The 23,783-nt window shown below is 63.5% G+C and carries 22 protein-coding genes; 16 read left to right on the top strand and 6 right to left on the bottom strand.

The genetic code is table 11. The annotated features are described in order from the left end of the window. The first annotated feature begins 40 nt into the window (after nt 1-40). Entirely contained in the window at nt 41-316 is a 276-nt protein-coding gene (locus IVB07_RS11885) for a hypothetical protein (RefSeq protein ID WP_085395314.1), read from the top strand. A 143-nt stretch (nt 317-459) separates the two neighbouring features. Here the strand turns inward: IVB07_RS11885 and IVB07_RS11880 are convergent, their stop codons facing one another. Beyond that, on the bottom strand, nt 460-1,434 hold the full coding sequence (locus tag IVB07_RS11880; protein ID WP_247297903.1) for a quinone oxidoreductase: 975 nt from the start codon (nt 1,432-1,434) through the stop codon (nt 460-462). Between the two features lie 223 nt (nt 1,435-1,657). Between IVB07_RS11880 and IVB07_RS11875 the strand changes: the two genes are divergently transcribed. The 3 genes from IVB07_RS11875 to IVB07_RS11865 all read left to right on the top strand — a co-directional run bounded on the left by IVB07_RS11875 (nt 1,658) and on the right by IVB07_RS11865 (nt 4,336). Then, complete coding sequence (locus tag IVB07_RS11875; RefSeq protein WP_247564371.1) at nt 1,658-1,858, top strand: hypothetical protein; 201 nt, start codon at nt 1,658-1,660, stop codon at nt 1,856-1,858. Nucleotides 1,859-2,006: 148 nt separating this feature from the next. Then, nucleotides 2,007-2,954 (top strand): MoxR family ATPase, encoded by a 948-nt coding sequence (locus IVB07_RS11870; RefSeq protein ID WP_007601482.1) that lies wholly within the window; start codon nt 2,007-2,009, stop codon nt 2,952-2,954. Nucleotides 2,955-2,959: 5 nt separating this feature from the next. Next, a complete protein-coding gene (locus IVB07_RS11865; RefSeq protein ID WP_247564374.1) occupies nt 2,960-4,336 on the top strand; it encodes a VWA domain-containing protein in 1,377 nt (458 codons plus the stop codon). A gap of 3 nt (nt 4,337-4,339) precedes the next feature. Here IVB07_RS11865 and IVB07_RS11860 read toward each other — a convergent pair whose 3' ends face one another. Next, nucleotides 4,340-4,537 (bottom strand): hypothetical protein, encoded by a 198-nt coding sequence (locus tag IVB07_RS11860; protein ID WP_247767649.1) that lies wholly within the window; start codon nt 4,535-4,537, stop codon nt 4,340-4,342. Nucleotides 4,538-4,888: 351 nt separating this feature from the next. Between IVB07_RS11860 and IVB07_RS11855 the strand changes: the two genes are divergently transcribed. After that, entirely contained in the window at nt 4,889-5,110 is a 222-nt protein-coding gene (locus IVB07_RS11855; RefSeq protein WP_018456680.1) for a hypothetical protein, read from the top strand. A gap of 213 nt (nt 5,111-5,323) precedes the next feature. After that, a complete protein-coding gene (locus IVB07_RS11850) occupies nt 5,324-6,643 on the top strand; it encodes a dicarboxylate/amino acid:cation symporter (protein ID WP_247338209.1) in 1,320 nt (439 codons plus the stop codon). Between the two features lie 10 nt (nt 6,644-6,653). Here the strand turns inward: IVB07_RS11850 and IVB07_RS11845 are convergent, their stop codons facing one another. After that, a complete protein-coding gene (locus IVB07_RS11845) occupies nt 6,654-8,027 on the bottom strand; it encodes a hypothetical protein (RefSeq protein ID WP_247767648.1) in 1,374 nt (457 codons plus the stop codon). Nucleotides 8,028-8,099: 72 nt separating this feature from the next. Then, on the bottom strand, nt 8,100-9,383 hold the full coding sequence (locus tag IVB07_RS11840) for an allantoate amidohydrolase (protein ID WP_247767647.1): 1,284 nt from the start codon (nt 9,381-9,383) through the stop codon (nt 8,100-8,102). Between the two features lie 403 nt (nt 9,384-9,786). On the opposite strand from IVB07_RS11840, the gene IVB07_RS11835 reads away from it, so the two are divergent. Genes IVB07_RS11835 through IVB07_RS11810 form a run of 6 tightly spaced genes read left to right on the top strand, consistent with a single transcriptional unit; the run spans nt 9,787 to nt 15,659 of the window. After that, nucleotides 9,787-10,899 (top strand): BMP family ABC transporter substrate-binding protein, encoded by a 1,113-nt coding sequence (locus IVB07_RS11835; protein ID WP_247478464.1) that lies wholly within the window; start codon nt 9,787-9,789, stop codon nt 10,897-10,899. Then, complete coding sequence (locus IVB07_RS11830; RefSeq protein WP_247767646.1) at nt 10,896-12,008, top strand: ABC transporter permease; 1,113 nt, start codon at nt 10,896-10,898, stop codon at nt 12,006-12,008. The genes IVB07_RS11835 and IVB07_RS11830 overlap by 4 nt, the downstream gene beginning before the upstream one ends. 1 nt (nt 12,009) lies before the next feature. Beyond that, on the top strand, nt 12,010-12,936 hold the full coding sequence (locus IVB07_RS11825; protein WP_018456688.1) for an ABC transporter permease: 927 nt from the start codon (nt 12,010-12,012) through the stop codon (nt 12,934-12,936). 11 nt (nt 12,937-12,947) lie between these two features. Beyond that, nucleotides 12,948-13,631, top strand: coding sequence for an isochorismatase family cysteine hydrolase (locus tag IVB07_RS11820; protein ID WP_247338205.1), 684 nt, complete (start codon nt 12,948-12,950; stop codon nt 13,629-13,631). After that, nucleotides 13,628-15,160 (top strand): ABC transporter ATP-binding protein, encoded by a 1,533-nt coding sequence (locus IVB07_RS11815; protein WP_247384001.1) that lies wholly within the window; start codon nt 13,628-13,630, stop codon nt 15,158-15,160. The genes IVB07_RS11820 and IVB07_RS11815 overlap by 4 nt, the downstream gene beginning before the upstream one ends. Nucleotides 15,161-15,173: 13 nt before the next feature. Beyond that, nucleotides 15,174-15,659: a nucleoside deaminase gene (locus IVB07_RS11810; RefSeq protein ID WP_085361054.1), complete on the top strand. Its 486-nt coding sequence runs from the start codon at nt 15,174-15,176 to the stop codon at nt 15,657-15,659. Nucleotides 15,660-15,795: 136 nt separating this feature from the next. Here the strand turns inward: IVB07_RS11810 and IVB07_RS11805 are convergent, their stop codons facing one another. Beyond that, the gene (locus IVB07_RS11805; protein ID WP_247383999.1) at nt 15,796-16,905 is read right to left on the bottom strand and encodes a hypothetical protein; all 1,110 of its coding nucleotides are present in this window, start codon (nt 16,903-16,905) and stop codon (nt 15,796-15,798) included. Nucleotides 16,906-17,476: 571 nt separating this feature from the next. Here IVB07_RS11805 and IVB07_RS11800 point away from each other — a divergent pair. The 4 genes from IVB07_RS11800 (at nt 17,477) to IVB07_RS11785 (ending at nt 22,182) form a co-directional block, all read left to right on the top strand. Next, nucleotides 17,477-19,048, top strand: coding sequence for an ABC transporter ATP-binding protein (locus IVB07_RS11800; RefSeq protein WP_247383997.1), 1,572 nt, complete (start codon nt 17,477-17,479; stop codon nt 19,046-19,048). After that, nucleotides 19,032-20,123 (top strand): ABC transporter permease, encoded by a 1,092-nt coding sequence (locus tag IVB07_RS11795; RefSeq protein ID WP_247338200.1) that lies wholly within the window; start codon nt 19,032-19,034, stop codon nt 20,121-20,123. The genes IVB07_RS11800 and IVB07_RS11795 overlap by 17 nt, the downstream gene beginning before the upstream one ends. Continuing rightward, nucleotides 20,110-21,027: an ABC transporter permease gene (locus IVB07_RS11790; protein WP_247297941.1), complete on the top strand. Its 918-nt coding sequence runs from the start codon at nt 20,110-20,112 to the stop codon at nt 21,025-21,027. Before IVB07_RS11795 ends, IVB07_RS11790 begins: the two co-directional genes overlap by 14 nt. Before the next feature lie 78 nt (nt 21,028-21,105). Then, nucleotides 21,106-22,182: a BMP family ABC transporter substrate-binding protein gene (locus tag IVB07_RS11785; protein ID WP_026233223.1), complete on the top strand. Its 1,077-nt coding sequence runs from the start codon at nt 21,106-21,108 to the stop codon at nt 22,180-22,182. A gap of 109 nt (nt 22,183-22,291) precedes the next feature. Here the strand turns inward: IVB07_RS11785 and IVB07_RS11780 are convergent, their stop codons facing one another. Beyond that, entirely contained in the window at nt 22,292-23,644 is a 1,353-nt protein-coding gene (locus IVB07_RS11780) for an 8-oxoguanine deaminase (protein ID WP_247383993.1), read from the bottom strand. Between the last annotated feature and the right edge of the window lie 139 nt (nt 23,645-23,783).

Below are 23,783 nucleotides of genomic sequence, written 5' to 3'. Positions count from 1 at the left end.
ACTCTGCCGTTCCCGACCATGGGCACGGCAGGATCGTTTCATGCAGTATTTCGTCGTGATGATCGACTATGGGCGCCGCGGCCGCGAGGCAGTGGTCGACCCTGAAATCACCAGGCGCGAGGTCATTTCCCGCGTTGCCTCAGGGGAATATCGGAATATCTCGTTCATCCAGGAAATCGTGGAGAATTCGGTCGAAGACGTGACCGAGGCGATCCTCGCTGAGGCTGCCCTGCCCCGGATCCCGCCCGAAGAAGTCGACCTCCAGGCTCTCCGCCTCGATCACGCCCGCGATCTGCGTAAGCACGAGCGGACATAACGCAGGCCCAGGGCCGACCTTTTCCGGTCCGATCGAATCGGAACGGGCTCTGGATTTCTTATTTTGACGCGTTTTCTCTACGCGAACCGGAATCCAGTTCGCTCGAAACGCTCTGCCAGCCTGCGCCACAGCCCGGTCGGAGATCACACCGTGAGGACGGTCGATCCCGTGGTCTTGCGCGCGGCGAGATCGGCATGCGCCTTGGCGGCGTCCTTCAGTGGATAGGTCTGGCGCACCTCGATCTTGACCGCGCCGGACTTGACGACATCGAACAGCTCGCCCGCCATCGCGACCAGGCTCTCACGCTTGGCGGCGTAGGTGAACAGCGTCGGCCGGGTGACGTAGAGCGAGCCCTTCTGCGCCAGCAGACCGAGATTGAGCGGCTCGACGGCGCCGGAGGACGCACCGAACAGCGCGGCTACGCCGAGCGGCGCGAGGCAATCGAGCGACTTCAAGAACGTATCCTTGCCGACCGAGTCATAGACCACCGGCACCTTCTTGCCGCCGGTGATCTCGTCCACGCGCTTCACGAAATCCTCGCGGCTATAGATGATGACATGGTCGCAGCCATGCGCCTTGGCGAGCTTGGCCTTCTCGTCGTTGCTGACGGTGCCGATCACGGTTGCGCCGAGATGCTTGGCCCACTGGGAGAGAATCAGGCCGACGCCGCCGGCGGCCGCATGCAGCAGGATGGTGTCGCCGGCCTTCACCCGATAGGTCTGCCGGATCAGATATTGCGTTGTAAGCCCCTTCAGCATCATCGCCGCTGCGGTCTTGTCGTCGACACCGTCCGGCAGCTTCAGCAGTCGGTCGGCCGGGATCAGCCGCGCCTCGGAATAGGCCCCGAGCGGCGACGCGCCGTAGGCGACGCGATCGCCGGGCTTCAGATCGGTGACGCCAGGCCCGACCTCCTCGACGACGCCAGCAGCCTCGCTACCAAGCCCACTCGGCAGTTGCACCGGGTAAAGGCCCGAACGATTGTAGATGTCGACGAAGTTGAGACCGACGGCGGTATGGCGGATTCGTGCCTCGCCTGGTCCGGGCTTGCCGACACTGACTTCTTCCCAGACCAGCACTTCCGGACCACCAGTCTTATGAAAGCGAATGGCATGCGTCATGGGCGTTGCTCCCTTATCGTTGAGGTCGAAGTCCGAATATCGGATCGGGCTTTGAAATAGGTATTTGCTCCACCCATCACAGTACAGAGACGTAACAAGAATGTCACAGCGAACGACAAACCTCCGCCGTTCCGCCTCTGTTCGAAAGAGTTGATGTCGGCCTTTCGCCGGCCGGCAGTAGCCTTCGCGCGGGTTTGGAGGTCGTCTGCGAAGGAGAGCCGAGATGCCAGCTTATGTACAGCATCATCAGGATATCGAGATCGCGCCTGTGTTTTGCCCTGCTTGCATGGGGTTCCTTCCAATGTATGTGCGCGAGGTCGAACCGCATTGGAGTCTTGCCAAGATCGACTTCGTCTATGAATGCGCCGATTGCGGCGCCGAGGTCAGACAGACGATCCGTAAGCCGGAGTTGCTGCGGCACTGATCCCGCGGCCGGTTGGCCGCCCGACTATTTGCGTTGAGCGGAAAAAACGCCCATTCGCGCGGGTCTGGCCTCTCCCAAACGAGGCTTGTTCTTTGCCGTGAACGCAGGCAGAACAAGCCTCAATCAAGACCTTTGGGAGCGCCTTTTCGTGGCTGAACAGAAGCCCTCAACAGCGATCGAGGCAGTGGAGAGCGGCCTCGCCGCTCAAGGCTACATCGCGAGCCGGCAGATCGCGACCGCCGTCTATTTGTCGCAACAGATCGAGAAGCCGATCCTGGTCGAAGGACCCGCGGGCGTCGGCAAGACCGAGCTTGCCAAGGCGATCGCGGCCTGGCGCGGCCTGAAGATGATCCGCCTTCAGTGCTACGAAGGTCTCGACGAGGCCAAGGCGCTCTATGAATGGAAATACGCCAAGCAGCTTCTCTACACGCAGATCCTCAAGGACAAGCTCGGAGAAGTCCTTGGCGGCGCGCAGACTTTGCACGCTGCACTTAATCAACTCCACGATTTCGGTGACGTGTTCTTCTCCAAGGAGTTCGTCGAGCCGCGGCCGCTGCTGCAAGCGCTGGAGCAGCCGGGCGGCTGCGTGCTCCTGATCGACGAAATCGACAAGTCGGATGCGGAATTCGAATCGCTGCTGCTGGAAATTCTCTCCGATTTCCAGGTCACGATCCCCGAACTCGGCACCGTCTCCGCGATCACGCCGCCAACGGTGATCCTCACCTCCAACAGCGAGCGCGATCTCGGCGACGCCCTGAAGCGGCGCTGCCTGCATCTGCACATCGGCTTCCCCGAGCAGCGGCTCGAGGAGCGCATCGTCGAGAGCCGCGTCCCCAACATTTCGCAGACGCTGCGGCGGCAGATGGTCGGCTTCATCCACGAAATCCGCTCGCTCGACCTGAAGAAGCTGCCTTCGGTCAGCGAGACCATCGACTGGGCACGCGTGCTGGTGCTCTTGCAGGCCTCGGAGCTCGACACCGAGATCGTCAAGGACACGCTCAACGTGCTCCTGAAATACGAGGCCGACATCGAGGCGGCTCAGCCTCAGATTACGACCTTCATTGCCAAGGCAGCACGATCCAACGTCTTCGGTTGACCCCGATGCGCGAGAATATCCATCGTTTCTTCCGTGCCGCACGGGGCGCCGGTGTCCATGTCTCGCCGGCCGAAAGCATCGATGCGATGCGTGCGGTCGCGCAGGTCGGCGTCTCCGACCGGACCATCCTGCGCGATGCGCTCCTTCTGACGCTCGCCAAGTCGCAGGACGAAAAGCTCGCGCTCGGAGACTGTTTCGATCTGTTCTTCAGCCAGCCGGAGCCGCGACAGGAACAGCCTGAAGCCGACAGCAACTATGTTTCGGAGGACGCGGATCAATCTCCGTCGTCGAGTGCGGCCAGCGATGCGAGCGCCGGTTCGCCTCCCGCAGAATTGGGGCCCCTCGCGCAGATGCTGCTGTTGCAGGATCGCAACGCGATCACCGCCGCGATCGCCAGCGCCTCAGGTGCGGCCTCCCTATCCGACATCCGCTACTCCACCCAGCGCGGCATCTTCTCCAGCCGCATCCTTGACGCCATGGGGCTCCAGCGGCTGCGCGACGATCTCGAGGAGCTGACCGCGACCAATCCGGCACTGGCCGAGCGGCTTCGCGCCGCGCTCGATGCCTTGCGCGAAGCCGTCCGCGACACCGTCGCGCAGGGGCTTGCGCTCTATGCCCGCGAGGAAGCTGAAAACCTCCGCAACGAGATTCTTCGCAACGCGCCGCTTGCCCGCATCGAGCGCCGCCATGTCGCGGAGATGCGCGCTCTCATCCGCCAGATCGCACGTCGCCTGCGCGAGCGCTATTCGAAACCACGCAAGCGCCAACGGCGCGGTCATCTCGACGTCCGCCGCACGCTGCGCCGCAATGCCGCCTGGGGCGGCATCCCCTTTCTCACGGCCTGGAAGCGCAAGCATCGCGATCGGCCGAAGATCGTGGCGCTCTGCGACGTCTCGGGCTCGGTGGCGCAGGTCTCGGATTTCTTCCTGCTCCTGATCCACTCGCTGCACGAGGTGGTCGACGACGTCCATTCCTTTGCCTTCTCCTCGCATCTGATCGAAGTCAGCGACATCCTGGAATCGAAATCGCCGGAAGAAGCGATGGCCGAGATCATGTCCAAGGTCGGCTTCGGCTCCTCCGACTACGGCTCGTCGCTGGTCGATTTCGAGAAGGAGTTTATGAGCACGCTGACGCCGCAGACCACGGTGATCGTGCTGGGCGATGCCCGCAGCAACAATCTCGATCCGCGCGCCGACATCCTGCGCCGCATCTCTGAGCGCTCGAAGCGACTGGTGTGGCTCAATCCCGAAGGACGTCTCGCCTGGGGCTTTGGCGATTCCGAGATGCCGCGCTATGCGACCTTCTGCAGCGTGGTGCGCCAGTGCGCCACCGCGCAGCAGCTCGAGCGCGCGGTGTCCGATATTGTGGCGACTTATCAGTAGGCCTTACCCACAGCCGACGTCATTTCGCCCCAGCTCCGTCTGAGCCACATTGCACTCCCGGAAATGATAGGCGATCTCGTCAAGCGCGCGCTGCTCCCATTCCTGAGCTTGCGCAAGCCAGAAAAGCCGGCGCTGCAAATCAAGCGCGGCACGCTCCCGGCACAGGGATTCCTGACTGCGAATTTCGACCAGCCTGTTCATGCACTCCACTCCTGCCGTGTGAAGCCATTCCCCGCGAATCAGCGTAACAGAATCCCGAACCCTTCGTTCTCATGATTTCTGTGCATATTGCGACGCAGAATGGGACAGCAGCGCTTCCCGTGCAGTGCGGTAGTTCGCGGACCAACATCAAGCCTACATCATCAATATGTGATCGAGGCTCGGACGGTCCTCGTGACCGAGCGGTCTTAACTCTTGTGGCGCAATGGCGTGCAGCAATTTGTGAAGAGAAGTTCTAAACGCCTCACCGAATTCCCGACTCATTGTCGTCGCACGGTCTTCATGCAGCGCCTCTAACAGAGGCGCAGGAACGGCACCACGGCTTGAGGCAACATGAGCAACGACATCGACTTCGATCTTTCGCCAGACCAATGGGAGGTTCTGAAGGCGCTTCGCGACCCGGTGTCGAACGGTCGCCTTTCCAAGGCCTATCTCATCGAGAGCCTCGTCAAGTTCGGTCTTGTCGTCGTCTGCGACGGCGTGCCGGTCATGACGCCGAATGGACGCAAGGTGCTGGTACGCGGATCGTGTCGGCTGCTGGATCTCGCGGCGTGACGCGGCCACCCGCGCGCAGAACGTGACTGTGGACCGCAAAATCGTCTGTCCACGTGACCGACGGCACCTGGAACGGTTTCCCGGCGCCGATGCGGATGCCGGTCGCACCGCAAAAAGACCGAATAGACCTCCTCCTCAGCGAAAACCGCGACAATCTGGCACGCTAGTTGCTCCTTTCGACGATCGAGACGTCGTCAAAACGGGGGAGTCACCATGTCGACCATTGCCGCGGCCCCGGCCGCCGAGCCAAAGCCGCTCTACACGTCGCTGTTCGTCCAGGTCCTGGCCGCGCTGATCCTCGGCATCATTCTCGGGGTGGCCGCGCCGGATTTTGCCATCTCGCTCAAGATTCTGAGCGACGCCTTCCTGAAGCTGATTTCGATGATCGTGGCGCCGATCGTGTTCTGCGTCGTCGTGCACGGCATTGCCGGCGCGGGCGACCTCAAGAAGGTCGGACGGGTCGGCGTCAAAGCGCTGGTCTATTTCGAGGTGATGACCACAGTCGCGCTCGTGGTAGGTCTCATCCTGGCCTACACTTTCGGCCCCGGTCATGGCATGAACATCGACCCCTCGACGCTGGACGCCAAGGCGCTCAATACCTATGCCGACAACGCCCACAAGCTTCAGGGCGGCGGCATCGGCTCCTTCCTCCTCAACGTGATCCCGAGCACCTCGTTCGACGCGTTGTCGCGCAACGACGTGCTCCAGGTGCTGTTTTTCGCCGTGCTGTTCGGCGTAGGCCTCGCACTGGTCGGCGGCGAGAAGGGCAAGCTCGTGACGTCGATGATCGATGCCGCCTCGACCGTGCTGTTCCGCGTCATGGGGCTTATCGTCCGCGTTGCTCCACTTGGCGTGCTCGGCGCAGTCGCCTACACCGTCGGCAAATACGGCGTCGGCTCGCTCAAGCAGCTCGTCTCACTGGTTGCGCTGTTCTACTTCTCGGTCGGCATCTTCGTGCTGGGCGTGCTCGGCGGCGTCATGGCGCTTGCCGGCATCAACATCCTCAAATTCCTCGCCTACCTGCGCGAGGAGTTGACGATCGTGCTCGCGACCGCCTCGTCCGACGCCGTGCTGCCGCAGATCATGAAGAAGCTGGAGCGGATGGGCGTGAAGGATTCCGTCGTCGGCCTCGTGATTCCGACCGGATATTCCTTCAACCTCGACGCGTTCTCGATCTACCTGACGCTTGCGGTCGTCTTCATCGCGCAGGCGACCAACACGCCGCTGTCCTTCGGCGACCTCCTACTGGTGCTCGGCGTCTCCCTGATCACCTCCAAGGGCGCGCATGGCGTGCCGGGCTCCGCGATCGTGATTCTGGCGGCGACGCTGAACGCGGTGCCCAGCATCCCTGCGATCGGCCTCGTGCTGGTCTTGTCGGTCGACTGGTTCATCGGCATGGCTCGCGCGGTCGGCAACCTCACCGGAAATTGCGTTGCGACCGTGGTGGTGGCCGCCTGGGAAGGCGACCTCGACCGCGCCAAGGCGGCCAAGGTCCTCGACGGTGGCGAGCTTGTGGACGTGACGGCTGGGTAACGACCGCCGTTCAGTCATTCCAATGGAGGAGCGGCGTTCCATGCGCCCTCCTCCAGACAGAGAGGAAACGCGGAAACCAGGAGTGGGCCACGGCACCCTTGTAGGCCCAGGTGCGATACTTCAGGCCCCGCTCCGAGATCAGTTCCTGATAGCCGCCGTGGACTTCGGTTGCGGTGCGAATGTCCTTCAGAATTCCCTGGGCAGAGGAACGGTAGGTATCGCTGCACGAGAATTCGTCATAGTCCAGCATGCGATCCGCGAACTCGACGTTGAAAGTCGGCCAGGAGGAACGTCCCTGGTACGCGGGAGCCGCGATCTTGTGGATCATCTTGTTCCGCGGATTATCCGCGGACACCAGGAAGTGGAATGTGCCGGGGATGCGAAAGCGCGGCTCCGCAATGATCAGATCCGCCGTGGCCGCGAACAGCGCGCGCTCGGCCGGCTCGCTCATATCCCAGAAGCCGCGATGCACACTGACGAAATCCAGAGCGACCGAGGACACCGGCGAGCCTGGGGGGCCATCCAGGGAATGCCTGATATAGCCACCCTTGCCGAACAGGCGGAGCAGGTCCCTCTTGTACTGCGCCAGGTCGCGTCCGAGCCGCCGCTTCAGCTCGTTCTCGTCGATGATCCCGAGCCGCACGCCCCACACGAAGGTCGTGTAGACGCAGGCATTGGTGACGAAACGCCTGCGCTCGGCGCGCGTGTCCGTTGCCGCAGAGCGCGGAGCACTGGCATCGCACAGCAAATACGTAGAGCCATCATCATTGAACGGCTCGAGCTCGCTTGCGAGCTGGAGGATCGCGCGCTTCAGATCACAGCAATATTCGGCCAGCAGCAGGCGACCGGCATGCACGCATTGCGACATCGCCAGATAGGATGACGCTCTCTCCTCGGCAGAGATCATCTGCCGCAGGCCGGCCAGAATGCCGAGCAGCGTATCCGAAGGGCGCGAGAAATAGTTCACGCCGAGATACCGGGCGCGCCCAGCCGGGACGATGGTCGTCGTGACGACGTTGGCGCGAACCGCTTCCAGCAGCAGGCGGACGCTCTTTTCGAGCAGACGAGCCCGGCGAACCGCATCCTGCGAATCCATGATGGTGTCGGGGTCGAGGATGTTGGGATAGAACCAGGCAAAGTCGCGCGGATAGTACGCAGAAGCGTGCGGCGCGCCCGTAACGAGAAAGGTCTCAGATACCGCAAAGGCACTGTCCATCGAGTACCGGTAGAGGTCCCCGATGGCCGTGAACGGATGATGCGACTTCCTCAGGAATCGATCACCGAGAAAGTTCACCGCCTGAAGCGCGTTGGCAACGAAGGTCGCCGCCATACCCTGGTAAAATCGGTTTTCGCCATGGGATGGAAAAGAGATGCCGCTGTTCATACGCGCCGTCGAATGTTGTCTCGTGGTCCGGCGGGACGTCGTTACGACGCTAGACCTGTCTGATTCTTATCTCTAGCCGGTGACGTGAGGAGCCGATTTACCCTTGCCGCGGCCGAAATTCTCGATCAGCCCCAGCAACACTCGCGCGCCGGCGTCGGCATCGGCGAGCTCGACATGCTCGTCGGGGTGATGGCTGATTCCGCCGCGGCAGCGAACGAAGATCATGCCGACGTCGGCAATGTCGATCATGGCCATGCCGTCATGCCCCGCCCCGCTCGGCAGCTCGAACACGGAAAAACCTTCCGCTTTGATCGCCTGCGCGATCTGCTCCTTGAGCCAGGGCGCGCAGGGCGCGGTGCGGTTCTCGTGGGTGACGTCGAGCTGAAGTATCAATTGGCGGCGCTTTGCGATGGCCTCGATCTGCCTCACGACATCGGCGACCGCGCGCTTGCGGTGCATGTCGGTCGGCGCCCGCATATCGATGGTGAACGACACCTCGCCCGGGATGACGTTGGTCGCGCCGGGCCTCGCCTGGATGTAGCCGACGGTGCCGACCAGCCCGCCCTCGTCGGTGCGGCAAAACTGCTCGATCGCACCGATGCATTCGGCCGCGCCCGCCAACGCATCGCGCCGGAGCGCCATCGGCACCGTGCCTGCGTGCCCCGCCATGCCGGTCAGCCGCGCGGCAAGCCGTGTCGCGCCCGCGATCGCAGTGACAACTCCGACGGGGAGGTTTTGCGTTTCCAGCACCGGCCCCTGCTCGATGTGCAGCTCGAGATAGGCAAGCAGCTCGCGCCGGGCCCGCGCGGCCGCGCCGATATGATCGGGGTCGAGCCCGAACTGCACCAGCGCATCGCGCATCGCGACGCCATCGCTGTCGCGTGTGTTGAGGACGCTTTCGTCAAAAGTGCCGGCCACGGCGCGGCTGCCGAGCAGGGTCGAGGCAAAGCGCACCCCTTCCTCATCCGCAAAACCGACGATTTCGATCGCGAACGGCAGGCGCTTGCCGCGGCGGTTGAGATCGGCGACGCAGGCGATCGCCGTGATCACGCCCAACGGCCCGTCCCATTTGCCGGCATCGCGCACGGTGTCGTAGTGCGAGCCGAGCATCAGGCAGGGCGCACCCGGCCGCTCCCCTTCGTAGCGCCCGCAGACATTGCCGATCGCGTCGAGACGCGCGCTCATGCCGGCGTCGCGCATCCAGCTCAGGATGAGGTCCGCGGCCTTGCGCAGCTCGCCGGTCAGATAGATGCGGGTGAGCTTGTCGCCTTCTTCCGAGATCGCCGCGAGCTCGTTGATTCTTCGCACGATCTCTTCGCCGAGCGAACCATTATGAACGGCGGTACCAGCAGCCATCTCGGCGGGCTTTCCATCTCTTGGGACCGCGGCGACGGCGGTCCTGGCGGCAATCGATTCAAGTTCGGTGCCAGCGAAATCACGCTGTCGACATCGTTCCGATCAGCGCGTGGTTAGCATGAATGCGGTTGCCGGCAGACCACCCGACCCTCGTCATTGCACATGTCCAAGCCGGTTAAGACTGCTTAACTCCATTGCATACAATTATAAAATACTGCCTATATTTTCATCTGCTGCTTTCCTGATCAAGCTCGGATCACCGAAAAGCAAATTACTCTCAATAACTTAAGTAGAAATCCTCCCTCGGAAGCCTCTGGCACGAAGCTTGCGACAATCTATCCCGGGCTCCGCCAGACCGGCGCAGCGCGAGATGAGGCGGTGCATCCGCCAAGGGGAGCAAGCAATGGAATTTGGCAGGGTCTCACGACGTCATTTGTTGCAGGGCGGCGCGGCCGTCACCCTCGGTGCGGCGACGGGCATTCGTCCGGCCTTCGCGGCCGAGACCACCATCGGATTCATCTACGTCGGCTCGCGGGACGACTATGGCTACAACCAGGCGCATGCGCAGGGCGCGGCGGCGCTGAAGAAGATTCCCGGCCTCAAAGTCGTGGAAGAAGAGAAGGTGCCGGAGACCGACGCGGTCGAGAAGACGATCGAGTCCATGATCAATCTCGACGGCGCCACCCTGCTCTTCCCGACCTCGTTCGGCTACTACAATCCTCACATGGTCAAGATGGCCAACAAATTCCCGAAGCTGCACTTCGAGCACTGCGGCGGCCTGTGGAGCGACAAGGACCCGAAAAACGCCGGCAGCTATTTCGGCTACATCGATGAAGCCCAATACATCTCGGGCATCGTCGCCGGCTATAGCTCCAAGAGCGGCAAGCTCGGCTTCGTCGCCGCGAAACCGATCCCGCAGGTGCTGCGCAACATCAACGCATTCGCGCTCGGCGCGAGGCTTGCCAATCCCAAGGCCACCACGCAAGTGATCTTCACTGGTGACTGGTCGATGCCGGTCAAGGAAGCCGAGGCCACCAACAGCCTGATCGATCAGGGCGTCGACGTCCTCACCTGCCATGTCGATGGTCCCAAGACTATGGTCGAGAACGCCGCGCGTCGAGGCGCCATGGTGTGCGGCTATCACGTCAACCAGTCGCCGCTCGCGCCAAAAGCGTATCTCACGGGCGCCGAGTGGAACTGGGAAGCGCTGTACCCCAAGTTCGTCAAGATGATCGCCGCCGGCGAGAGCATTCCGAACTTCTATCGCGGCGGCCTCAAGGAGGAGATCGTCAAGACCTCGCCCTATGGCGAAGCGGTCTCCGCCGAGGCGCGCAAGCACGCCGACGACGTCAAGGCCAAGTTCTTGTCCGGTGACGGCTACGCCATCTTCAAGGGAGGGCTGGTCGACAACAAGGGCAAGACGGTGATCGCGGCCGGCACCGATCGCGGCCAGAAGGATCCCGAACTCGAGAAGATGGACTATCTCGTGGAGGGCGTGGTCGGGGCGACTTCGTGACGACGGAAGCTGGAGATCTCGCTGAAGCGGTCGGGACCGTTGCCCCGGCCGCCGATCCGGGATTCCTCCAGCGTCACGGCGGAGCGATCGAATATATCCTGATCCCGGGCGCGGCGCTGGCCGGCGCGCTCGGGGTCTTCGGCATCTTCGTCGCGATGTTCGGCAAGAGCCCGCTCGACCTCTTTTTCTACATGTACTACGGCGCGTTCGGCACCTGGTTCTCATGGCAGAACACGTTGACGCGCGCGGCGCCGCTGATCCTTACCGCACTCTGCACGGCGCTGCCCGCGCAGCTCGGCATGGTTATCATCGGCGGCGAAGGCGCACTCCTGATCGGCGCGCTGTCGGCAACCAGCGCAGCCCTGGTGCTTCAGGGCATGCCGCCGCTCATCGTGCAGATCGCCATGGTCGTCGCCGGCGTGATCGGCGGCGGCCTCTGGGTCATGCTTTCGGGCGCGCTACGGCAATATCGCGGCGTCAACGAAACGATCTCGAGCCTGCTGCTCGTCTATATCGCGCTCGCGGTCCTCAACCATCTCGTCGAAGGCGCGATGCGCGACCCCGGCAGCCTGAACAAGCCGTCGACCCGCGAGATCGGCGCGGCCAACATGATCGGATCGATCCCCGACACCGATGTGCATTGGGGTCTCGTGTTCGGCCTGATCGCCGCGTTCGCCGCCTATATCCTGATCTATCACACTGTGTTTGGCTTCGCCGCGCGTGTTGCCGGCGGCAACATCCGCGCTGCGAAGATCGTCGGTCTCAATGTCAGCAAGCTGATCCTGACCATCTGCTTCCTGGCCGGCGGCGCCGCTGGCCTTGCCGGCATGGTCGAGGTCGCCGCGGTGCAGGGGCGCACCAATGCCAACCTCGCCGCAGGCTACGGCTTCACCGGGATTCTCGTCGCCTTCCTGGCGCGGCAAAATCCGCTCGCCATTATCCCCGTCGCGATCCTGCTCGGTGGTATCAGCGCCAGCGGCGGGCTGTTGCAGCGCCGCCTCGGATTGCCGGACGCATCCGTGCTGGTGCTGCAAGGCATCATCTTCATGTTCGTGCTCGCCAGCGATGCGCTCTACGGCCGCATCGGGTTTCTGAAGGGAAAGTCCTGAGATGGCAGACGGCTCGATCGGACTCTGGACCGTCCCGCTCGCCGTGCTCGGCGGCGCCATTCGTGTCTCGACCCCGTTCCTGTTCGTGAGCCTGGGCGAATGCATCACCGAGCGCTCCGGCCGCATCAATCTCGGCCTCGAAGGCACGCTGGTAATGGGCGCGATGAGCGCCTACGGGATTTCCTACCTTACGGGATCGCCGTGGCTCGGCGTGCTCGCCGCTGGCATCACCGGCGCGCTTCTGGGCGCGCTGCATGCCGGCATCTGCTCGTTGCCGCGCGTCAACGACATTGCGGTTGGCATCGCCTTGATGCTGTTCGGCACCGGGCTTGCCTTCTATCTCGGCAAGCCGCTGATCGAGCCCACCGCGCCGCGGCTGCCCGCGATCGATTTCGGCTGGTGGAGCGACATTCCACAGGTGCGCGCGGCACTACGGGTCAACGTGTTGTTCCTGATTGGTGTCGCGCTCGCCCCAACTCTCTACTGGGCCTTCCGGACCACGCGCTGGGGCCTCCTGATCCGCACCGCCGGCGAGAGTTCGGACGCCGCGCGTGCGATGGGCCACTCCGTGCTGTTGATCCGCTTGCGCGCGACCATGGTCGGCGGCTTCCTCGCCGGCATCGGTGGCTCCTTTCTGTCGCTGTTCTATCCCGGAAGCTGGAACGAGGGCCTGTCCTCGGGCCAGGGCATCACGGCCGTGGCGCTCGTGATCTTCGCGCGCTGGGACCCCTTGCTGTGTCTCTGGGCCTCGCTCGCTTTCGGTGGCGCCGCAGCGCTGGGACCCGCGTTGCAATCGGTCGGCGTCACCTCCGGCTACCACCTCTTCAACGCAGCCCCCTACCTCCTGACGCTGGCGATCATGATCATCACCTGCTCGCCGAAACGCACGTTGACCGGAGCCCCGGCCGAATTGTCGATCACCCGCTAGAGAGCGAAATCATGCCCGAGCGCACCATCAAGTCCGAACCCTATGCATGGCCCTATAACGGCGATCTGCGCCCCGAGAACACCGCGCTCATCATCATCGACATGCAGACCGATTTCTGCGGCGTCGGCGGCTATGTGGACAAGATGGGCTATGATCTCTCACTGACGCGGGCGCCGATCGAGCCGATCACGAAACTGCTGACGGCAATGCGCGCTCAAGGCTTTCACATCATCCATACCCGCGAAGGCCACCGTCCCGATCTCTCTGATCTTCCTGCCAACAAGCGCTGGCGTTCCCGGCAGATCGGCGCCGGCATCGGCGATCCCGGCCCATGCGGCCGGATCCTGGTGCGCGGCGAGCCCGGGTGGGACATCATCCCCGAGCTCGCGCCGCTGCCCGGCGAACCCATCATCGACAAGCCCGGCAAGGGTTCGTTCTGCGCCACCGATCTGGAGCTGATCCTGCGCGTGCGCGGCATCGAGAACATCGTGCTCACTGGGATCACCACCGACGTCTGCGTTCACACCACCATGCGAGAGGCCAACGACCGCGGCTTCGAATGCGTGCTGTTGCATGACTGCTGCGGTGCGACCGACAAGAGCAACCACGAGCACGCGCTGAAGATGATCAAAATGCAGGGTGGCGTGTTTGGCGCGGTCTCGACCGCCGACGCCTTCATCGGGGCGATTTCGTGATCGTCGGCGAAACGTCGCCGCCATCGGGCGCCTTCGGCGTCGATGCCATCGCCATGAGCATGCGTTTCGGTGATTTCCTGGCGCTGGACAATGTCGCGCTGAAAGTGCGGCCGGGTTCGTTCCATGCGTTGCTCGGCGAGAACGGCGCCGGCAAGTCGACGCTCGTCAAATGCATTATGGGCTATTACCACGCCACCGAGGGTGACATTCTCGTCGGCGGGCGCGAGCAGGCGATCGGCAATCCGAAGGACGCCCACGCCCTCGGCCTCGGCATGGTCTACCAGCATTTCACGCTGGTGCCGGCGATGACGGTCGCCGAAAATCTGGTGCTGGCGCGCGATGACGTGCCGGCTGTCGTGAACTGGCCGAAAGAGATGAAGGAGCTCGAGGCCTTTCTCGCGCGCATGCCATTCAAGGTACCGCTCAGCGCAAAGGTCTCCGACATCTCCGCGGGCGAGCGCCAGAAATGCGAGATCCTCAAGCAGCTCTACCTGAAGCGTCGCTTCCTGATCCTGGACGAGCCGACCTCGGTGCTGACCCCGGCGGAAGCCGACGAGGTGCTTGGCATGCTCCGCGACATGGTCGTCAAGGGCGAGCTGACCATCCTGATGATCACGCACAAGTTCCGCGAGGTCATGGCCTTCGCCGACGACGTTACGATCCTGCGCCGCGGCAAGCTCGCCGGCGCCGGCAAGGTGTCCGAACTGACGCCGGACGCCATGGCGCGCACCATGATCGGCGCCGAGGAGCTGACGCTACAGCCGCCGCGCACCGGTGAGGCCGGCAAGGCGAGGCTGGAGCTGGCGAAGATGCGCGCGCGCGACGACGCCGGCGCCATCGCCGTGCACGACGTCTCCCTTACGGTCCGCGCCGGCGAGATCGTCGGCATCGCCGGCGTCTCCGGCAACGGCCAGCGCCAGCTCGTCGAGGTGCTGGCCGGGCAGCGCGGCGCTGAGAGTGGCGAGATCCGCGTCGCCGGCGATCCCTATCACGCCAGCCGCGAGGAGATGCGGCGGCACAATATGTCACTCCTGCCGGAGGAGCCGCTGAAGAACGCCTGTGTCGGCGGCATGAGCGTCGCCGACAACATCGCCTTCCGCGAATTCGACCGCGCGCCTTTCGCTAGCCTCGGCTGGTGGCTCAACCGCGGTGCCTTCCGCGTCGACGCGCGGAAGAAGATCGCCCAGTACAAGATCAAGACCCGCACGCCCGACACGCCGATCTCGGCGCTGTCGGGCGGCAATGTCCAACGCGCCGTGCTGGCCCGTGAGCTCGGCGGCGACGTCGAGGTGCTGATCGCGGCCAATCCCTGCTTCGGGCTCGATTTCGCGGCGGTGGCGCAAATCCATGCCGAGATCATGGCCGCGCGCAACCGCGGCGCCGCGGTGCTGTTGGTCAGCGAGGACCTCGACGAACTCCTTGAACTCTCCGATCGGCTGGTGGTGATGTTCCACGGCGAATTCGTGTATGAAGCACGGACCAGCGAAGCCGATCTCACCGTGATCGGCCGGCACATGGCGGGGCATTGACCAGGGAAGAGCGATGAGCGGCGGGTCCGAGCGTGACGAGCACTTCCTTCGCCTTTCCTTCGCGGTCGCCCGCCGTTCCCTCACGCACGGCAACCATCCCTTCGGCTGCATCGTGGTCGATGCCGAGGGCAAGGTCCTGATCGAGGCCGAGAACGGCTACATGCCGGATCACGACGGCACCGCGCATGCCGAGCGCCTCGCCGCCACGCAGGCCTGTCGCACGCTTGGCCGCGAGGTGTTGGCGAGAGCCACGCTCTATTCCTCCGCCGAGCCCTGCGCGATGTGCGCCGGCGCGATCTACTGGGCCGGCATCGGCCGTGTCGTCTATGGCCTCAGCGAGCACCGCCTGCGCGGCATCACCGGCGATCATCCGGAGAACCCGACGCTCGACTTGCCCTGTCGCGAAGTCTTTGCCAGCGGCCAGCGGCCGACAGAGGTTGCGGGGCCGCTGCTCGAAGACGAGGCCGAAGCGCTGCACGACGGCGTGTGGACGAAGTAGCAAACACCAATTCAATTTCGTAGAGCGGATTGCGCCTACGGCTCATCCCCTACCTACCTTCCTGCCCACAAACGAAGATGACGCCGCGGAGGTTTGACGCGGCGCCATCGTCGTTCACCTGAAGCGTGTCAGGTGGCTAGAATTTCACAGTGACACCGGAGTAGAGCGAGGACTCGGTGCAGGAGCCGGTGCTCACCCTCGCGCCACCGGCCAAAGTGGTGCAGGCCACGGCGTTGTTGTGATCGAGGCCGAACTTGTTCTGCCAATAGCGATAGGCGACCCAGACGTCGACGAAGTGCGAGTACTTATCACCCCAAATCGCCTTCGAGGCATCGAGGGTCAGGCGGATCGGCTCGGAGTTGAACTCGACCTTGGTGGGATAGACGCCGTTGGCGACGCTGGCGGGAAGCGGCTCAGTGTCGGTGCCCTTCTTGCCATACCACGCCGCGCGGCCGCTGATCGAGAAATACTGCACGTTCTGCGGCAGGAAGCCGAGGTCCATATAGTAATTGGTTTCGATCGCCCAGGTCGGCTTGAACGACGTGTTGCCGTCGGCAATACACGGAGCGGACCAACCGGCGCCGCACTGCGAGAAGGAGTTGTGGTTGGCGAACTCCCAATACACCAGCGGCGCGACGTTGAAGTAGCCCTTATAGGGAAGATCGAAGGCAAACTGCAGACCCGCGACAACGTCGCGCTTGGCGGCGCCGAAATACCGGTTCTCCGTGTTGGCATCCATGCCAACCTCGAACGAGATGTTATGCAGCGGGCCCTGAGTGAAGGCCTTGGTGTTGAAGATCTCGTTCCAGCCGAAGGTCGAGCGGAAAAGACCGTAGATTTCTGTCGCGCCGGCACAGCTCGTGGGTGTCGCTGCGAAGCCTGCAGCCGGCGACACGACCACGCCTGTGGCGGTACACGGGCCTGCCGGATCGTTGTGGTCCGACTTGAACATCGAGATGGTGAAGAAGTTGGTGCCGTAAGTCCAGGCATCGAAGTGGGTGAAGGAGTAGACCTGCTTCGTCGTCTTGGCGTTGATCACGCCGTTGGTGTTGGTGAACGCTCCGGGCTGCGAGGCATTGAAGATATAGGAGAAGGTGACGCGGTCGTCGATCACCAGGAAGAACGGAAGGTCGGCCGCCTTCTTGGCAGCCTTGACCGGCAGATCCGCCGCCTGAGCCAGGCCACTGGTAGCAAGCGTAGCAAGTGACAGCGCGCCTGCTGCAATTGCCTTGAAACGAAACGACATCCTGAATACCCCCAAGTTTGGACACGTAAAAATGAACGTCCCTTGGGTGCGACACTTGCGCCGATCTCCCGGAGTGAGAAGCCTCAACTTGTTTCAAGGCATGCCGCTTGTTTGCACAGGGCGCGGCGTTCACCGGCCGATTTGGAAGGCCAACCTCACCGCCACGCCGTCGGCCGAGAGCGACCCATTGCCGGATATCCCCATTTGATTTCGTTCGCCTTTTCATGTCGACCGGACAAGGCAAACAAGATGGGTGGAAGCTACTGTCGCGGTGTTCGCAAATGCATACGCGTGCTGGCGCGTCTCTGCTTAACTTCACGCCAAGCCTGCATAGCGGTTCCGATTTGGCTTGAGCCGTCACAAATTTGCAACAGGCGTCACACGCAAGCCGGGACTGCAAAGGCTGCTCGGAAGGTGTCTGAGGACGATCGCCGCCGGCGAGAGCCGAGACTCGCCGACACCTCCTGCCTGCCGAAGCGTTGAGCAAGGGATGACGCTTTTTCACACCTTACGCGGCGGTTCAAACTAGCCCAGTATTGAGGCACTTCACCCCATGCAAGCGCATCAGCGAATGTTGGATCCCACGGCTAAGAGCCTGCATTCTGGCGAGTCCCCGCTCCTCAGGACGGTCGGGCTCACCAAGCGCTATGGCGATTTCCTCGCCAACGATGCCATCGACATCGATATCTGGCCAACGGAAATCCACGCGCTGCTGGGCGAGAACGGCGCCGGCAAGTCGACGCTGGTCAAGGCGATCTACGGGCTGATCCAGCCCAGCGCTGGCCAGATTTTCTGGCAGGGCCAGCCGATCGTGCTGTCCGGTCCCTCGGAAGCGCGCAGCCGCGGCATCGGCATGGTGTTCCAGCATTTCTCGTTGTTCGACAATCTCACCGTCGCCGAGAACGTCGCGCTCGGCCTCGACGGAAGAGAATCCTTCAAGGACATGTCGGCGCGGCTTGAGCAGGTGTCGAAGACTTATGGTCTGCCGCTCGACCCCAAACGCGAGGTCTGGCAATTGTCGGTCGGCGAGCGCCAGCGCATCGAGATCGTCCGCGCGCTGATGCAGGATCCGCAATTCCTGATCCTTGACGAGCCCACCGCGGTGCTGACGCCACAGGAAGCCGACCAGCTCTTCGTCGTGCTGGAGCGGCTCAAGGCCGAAGGTCGCGCCATCCTCTACATCAGCCACAAGCTCGAGGAGGTGAAGCGCCTGTGCGACACGGCAACGATCCTGCGCGGCGGCAAGAAGGTGGAGACCTGCAATCCCAGGCTTGAGACCGCCGCTTCGCTGGCGCGCATGATGGTCGGCGGTGAGATCAAGGAGGTGAAGGCGGCCGCCGGCCGGCAGACCACGGTGCCGCGTCTCGTCGTCAACGACCTCTCGCTCGCCCCCGGCGAAGCGCATGGCGTGCGGCTCGAGCACATCTCGTTCGAGCTGAAAGGCGGCGAGATCCTCGGCATCGCCGGGGTCGCCGGCAACGGCCAGGACGAACTTTTCGCCGCGCTGTCCGGCGAACGCCTGTCGAGGGATCCCGGCACGATCGTCATCGAAGGCCTTGCTGCCGGCCATCTCTCGATCACGCAGCGCCGCAAGCTCGGCGCGGCATTCGTTCCCGAGGAGCGGCTCGGCCACGGCACCGCGCCGCGCATGAAGCTTTCCGAGAATGCGCTTCTCACCGGGCACGCCGCCAGCGGCATGGTCCATCACGGCTTCATCGATACTGCCGCCACGCTGAAGACGGTTGACCGCGCAACCGAGACCTTCGACGTCCGCAAGGCCAAGCGCGATCCGGAAGCAGCATCCCTCTCCGGCGGCAATCTGCAGAAATTCATCGTGGGACGCGAGATCCTGCGCAATCCCGCGGTGCTGGTGGTGAGCCAGCCGACCTGGGGCGTCGACGCTGGCGCTGCCGCCGTCATCCGACAGGCGCTGCTTGATCTCGCAACCGCAGGCGCCGCCGTGCTCGTCACCAGCCAGGACCTCGACGAGCTCGCGGAAATCGCCGACCGCATCGCCGTGATGTTCCATGGCCATCTGTCCGCACCGCTCGCCACCAGCGAGGCGACGCGCGAAAAACTAGGCCTGTTGATGGGCGGCAGCACGCTGGAGCCGAAGGAGGCCGCGCATGCAGTTGGTGCTTGAGAAGCGCGCCGAACGCTCCAACACGATCGCGCTGATCTCGCCGCTGATCGCGATCGGCCTCACGATCGTGACCATGGTCATCCTGTTCGCGATCCTCGGCAAGAATCCGCTGCTCGCGCTGCACGCATATTTCGTCGCGCCTTTGACCGACAGCTATTCGCTCCAGGAAATCGCGGTGAAGGCGACACCGCTGGTGATGATCGCGATCGGGCTGTCGCTCTGCTATCTCGCCAATGCCTGGAACATCGGCGCCGAAGGGCAGTTCCTGATCGGTGCAGTCGCCGGAAGCTGGATTGCGGTGAAGACGCAGGGCACCGACGCCGGTGTCTGGGTGCTGCCGGTCATGCTCGTGCTCGCCGCCGCCGCAGGCGCGCTCTACGCACTGATCCCGGCAATCTGCAAGGTGAAGTTCGGCGCCAGCGAAATCCTGACCAGCCTGATGCTGGTGTATGTCGCCGATCTCTTCCTCGACTATCTCGTGCGCGGCCCCTGGCGCGATCCGCACGGTTTCAACTTTCCGACCACCGCCGAGTTCGACCCGGTCGCAACGGTGCCGCTGCTGATCGAAGGCGGCCGGCTGCATCTGGGCTCGATCATCGCCCTGCTCGTCGTCGCGGCAGCCGCAATCCTGCTGGGACGCACCATCAAGGGCTTCGAGATCCGTGTGGTGGGCGCCGCGCCACGCGCCGCGCGGTTCGGCGGCTTCAATTCCAACCAATTGATCATCCTGACCTTCGCCGTCTCCGGCGCGCTGGCGGGCCTCGCCGGCATCATCGAGGTCGCGGGTCCGGTCGGGCATCTCCAGCCCGGCATCTCGCCGGGTTACGGTTTTACGGCGATCATCGTCGCCTTTCTCGGCCGGTTGAACCCCCTTGGAATATTAATTGCAGGCCTTTTTCTCGCGTTGACCTTTATCGGCGGCGAGCAGGCGCAGATCGCGATGAAGATCCCGTTGGACGTGACAAAGGTTTTTCAGGGCATCCTGCTGTTCTACGTGCTCGCCTGCGATTCCCTCATCCTCTACCGCTTCAAGCTGGTTTTCCCGAACCGACAGGTGGCTCGTGGAACTCATTGAAGCCATCATCCTCGCGGTGCTCGCCGCCTCGACGCCGCTCCTGATCGCGGCGACCGGCGAGCTCGTGACCGAGCGCTCCGGTGTGCTCAATCTCGGCGTCGAGGGCATGATGATCGTCGGCGCCGCATGTGGCTTTGCAGGTGCGTGGTTGACCGGCTCGATCTTTATCGGCGCACTGTTCGGCATCGTCGCCGGCACGTTGATATCACTGGTCTTCGCACTGATGGCGCTCGGGCTTGCGGTCAACCAGGTTGCGACAGGGCTGGCGCTGACCATCCTGGGTGTCGGACTCTCCGGCCTGATCGGCGCTGGCTTCGTCGGCGAGCGCATCACGCCGGCGCTGCATCTCAACATTCCCGGTCTCACGGATATTCCGCTGGTTGGCCGCGTGTTGTTCGGCGAGGACGCCTTCGTCTATTTCTCGCTGGCGCTGGTCATCGGCGTCTGGTGGTTCCTGTACCGTACGCGGCCGGGATTGATCCTGCGCGCCTGCGGCGACAACCACGTGTCTGCGCATGCGCTCGGCTATCCCGTGCTGCGCATCCGCACCTTAGCGGTGATGTTCGGCGGCGCCTGCGCAGGACTTGCCGGCGCTTATCTGCCGCTCGCCTATACGCCCTTCTTCATTCCGGGCATGACCGCAGGCCGCGGCTGGATCGCGCTGGCGCTGGTGGTGTTCTCGTCCTGGCGGCCGGGCCGCCTCGTGGTCGGCGCGTATCTGTTCGGCGCGGTGACGATCCTGCAACTGCACGCGCAGGGCTGGGGCGTCGGCATTCCCTCGCAGCTGATGTCGGCGCTGCCTTACCTTGCGACTGTCATCGTCCTGGTCCTGCTCTCCCGCGCGCGCACGGGTGGATCGACCGCACCGGCTGCGCTTGGCACCGTGTTCGTGCCTGACCGCTAGCGTTTCATTTCCGCACCGTGCGCGATGGGGCGCGCACGTTGCGGATCATGGCTTTCCCCTGATGTTTGGAGATTGACGATGAGGAAATCACTTCTTGCGCTGGCCGCCGGGCTCTTGCTTGCCGGGAGCGTCGGTGCAGCCTCCGCCGCCGACAAGCTGAAAGTCGGATTTATCTATCTCGGCCCGGTCGGTGACCTCGGCTGGACCTATCAGCATGAGCTGGCACGCCAGGCGCTGGTGAAGGAGCTCGGCGACAAGATCGAGACCACCTTTCTCGAAAACGTGCCTGAGGGCCCCGACGCCGAACGCTCGATCGAGCAGCTCGTCCGCGCCGGCAACAAGCTGATCTTCACCACCTCGTTCGGCTACATGGATCCGACGCTGAAGGTCGCGAAGAAATACCCGAACGTGCATTTCGAGCACGCGACCGGATACAAGCGCAACCCGAACATGTCGACCTATTCGGCCAAATGGTACCAGGGCCGCTACATCCAGGGCCTGATCGCGGCCAAGATGTCGAAGTCCGGCGTGCTCGGCTATATCGGCTCGTTCCCGATTCCCGAGGTCGTCTCCGGCATCAACGCGACGATCCTCGCCGCGCAGACCATCAACCCGAACATCAAGGTCAAGATCATCTGGGCCAACACCTGGTTCGACCCAGGCAAGGAAGCCGACGCCGCCAAGGCGCTGATCGACCAGGGCGCCGACATCATCATGCAGCACACGGATTCGCCGGCGGCAATGCAGATCGCCAGCGAACGCGGCAAGCTCGCCTTCGGCCAGGATTCCGAGATGATCAAGTTCGGGCCGAAGACCCAGCTGACCTCGATCCTCGACACCTGGGGTCCCTACTACATCGCCCGGGTCAAGGCCGAGCTCGACGGAACCTGGAAATCCGAGGACACATGGGGCGGCCTCGACAGCCACATGTTCGCGATGGCGCCCTACACCAACATGCCTGACGACGTGAAGAAGATCGCCGAGGATGCCCAGGCGGCGATCACCGCGGGCAAGCTGCATCCGTTCAAGTGCCCGGTCCTTGGGCAGGACGGCAAGGAGGTCGAGTGCAAGGGCGGCGCCAATCTCGACGACGGCCAGATCCTCGGCATGAATTTCTATGTCAAAGGCATCGACGACAAGCTGCCGGGCAAGTAGCACGCTTCTTGCATCGCCTAAATCACCTGCTCCTCCCGGAGGAGGTTCGGAGGGGGTGGCCAGAAGCACCCGGCACTTGTGGTCGCCCCCTCTTTCTATTTTCGCCTGATTATTGTCCGGCCTGCATGGCCCGCGCCGCCGAACTGTGGCGGTGAATGAGGTCTGCCACATCAAGGCCGGGGATCGCGCCGTCGATCACGGCCCATTTTCCCGCCACCATCACCCTGTCGGCCCGATGCGCCCCACACAGCACCAGTGCAGCCAGGGGATCGCCATGGCCGGAGAAGCGGAGCTCGTCGAGCCTGAACAGCGCGAGATCGGCCGCCTTGCCGATGGCGATCTCGCCAAGTTCCGGCCGGCCGACGCAGGCCGCCGAGCCCTTGGTGGCCCAGCGCAGCGCATCCCTGTGACTGACCTTCGTCACCCCGTAGCGCGCCCGTTGCAGCAGGAACGCGGCCCGCACCTCCTGCATCAGGTTCGATCCGTCGTTCGAGGCCGAGCCATCGACGCCGATGCCGATGCCGACACCGGCCTCCTCCATCTCGCAGACGGGACAGCAGCCGGAGGCCAGGAGCTGGTTGCTGCAGGCGCAATGACTGATCGTCGTCTTCGCCTTGCCTAGCCGCTTCATCTCGTCTGCATTGAAGAAGATGCCATGGGCGAGCCACGTCCGTGCATTGAGCCAGCCACATTGTTCGAGATAGTCGAGCGGACGGCAGCCAAACATCTCCTGGCAGAATTTGTTCTCGTCCTCGGTCTCGGCGAGATGGGTGTGCAGACGTACGTCGAGCTTGTCGGCGAGATCGGCGGTGGCGCGCATCAGGGACGTTGTCACCGAGAACGGCGAGCACGGCGCCAGCGCGATCTGCACCATCGCATCAGCACCGCGCTGATGATATTTCGCCACAACGCGCGCGCTGTCCGCGAGGATGGTGTCCTCATCCTGTACGACGCTATCGGGCGGCAGACCGCCGTCGCGCTGCGACAGGTTCATCGAGCCGCGCGTGAGCAGCACGCGCACGCCGAGCCGCTTTGCGACCTCGACCTCGATGTCGACGGACTCCTCGAGCCCCGCCGGGAAGACGTAGTGATGATCCGTCGTCGTGGTGCAGCCCGACAGCAGCAGTTCGGCCATCGCCACCGTGACAGCGAGCTCGAGCGCATCAGGCGTCAGCTTCGCCCACGCCGGATAGAGCGCCTGGAGCCAGGGAAACAGCTCGCGGTCCATCGCCGCGGGCAGTGCCCGCGTCAGCGTCTGGTAAAAATGGTGATGGGTGTTGATGAGGCCGGGCAGCACGACGTGGTCGCCAGCATCGAACACCGCGACGTCAGCGGTTGCGGGCGCACCGCCGGCCGGCACCAGCTCGACAATTCGGCCGTCCCGCACCACGACGCCGCGCTCGGCGCCATCGGCGAGGATAGCCAGGGGATCCCTGATCCAGATCGGCTTTGCGTCGCTCATGAATCTGCTCCTCCTCACATCCGCTCCCGACAGGCCTGCAAGGCAGGGGCCGGCCCGATTGCGCTTTTGCTGCGACTTGTTGTTGCGACTTGGCGCTCGTCTTGCAAGACTTTCTCCGGGCTCGATTCACTCGTTGGAA

Source organism: Bradyrhizobium sp. 172, from assembly GCF_023101065.1.
Taxonomy (GTDB): domain Bacteria; phylum Pseudomonadota; class Alphaproteobacteria; order Rhizobiales; family Xanthobacteraceae; genus Bradyrhizobium; species Bradyrhizobium canariense_D.
Note: the sequence above shows the minus strand (reverse complement) of the source record. Positions and strands in the feature narration are given on the sequence as shown.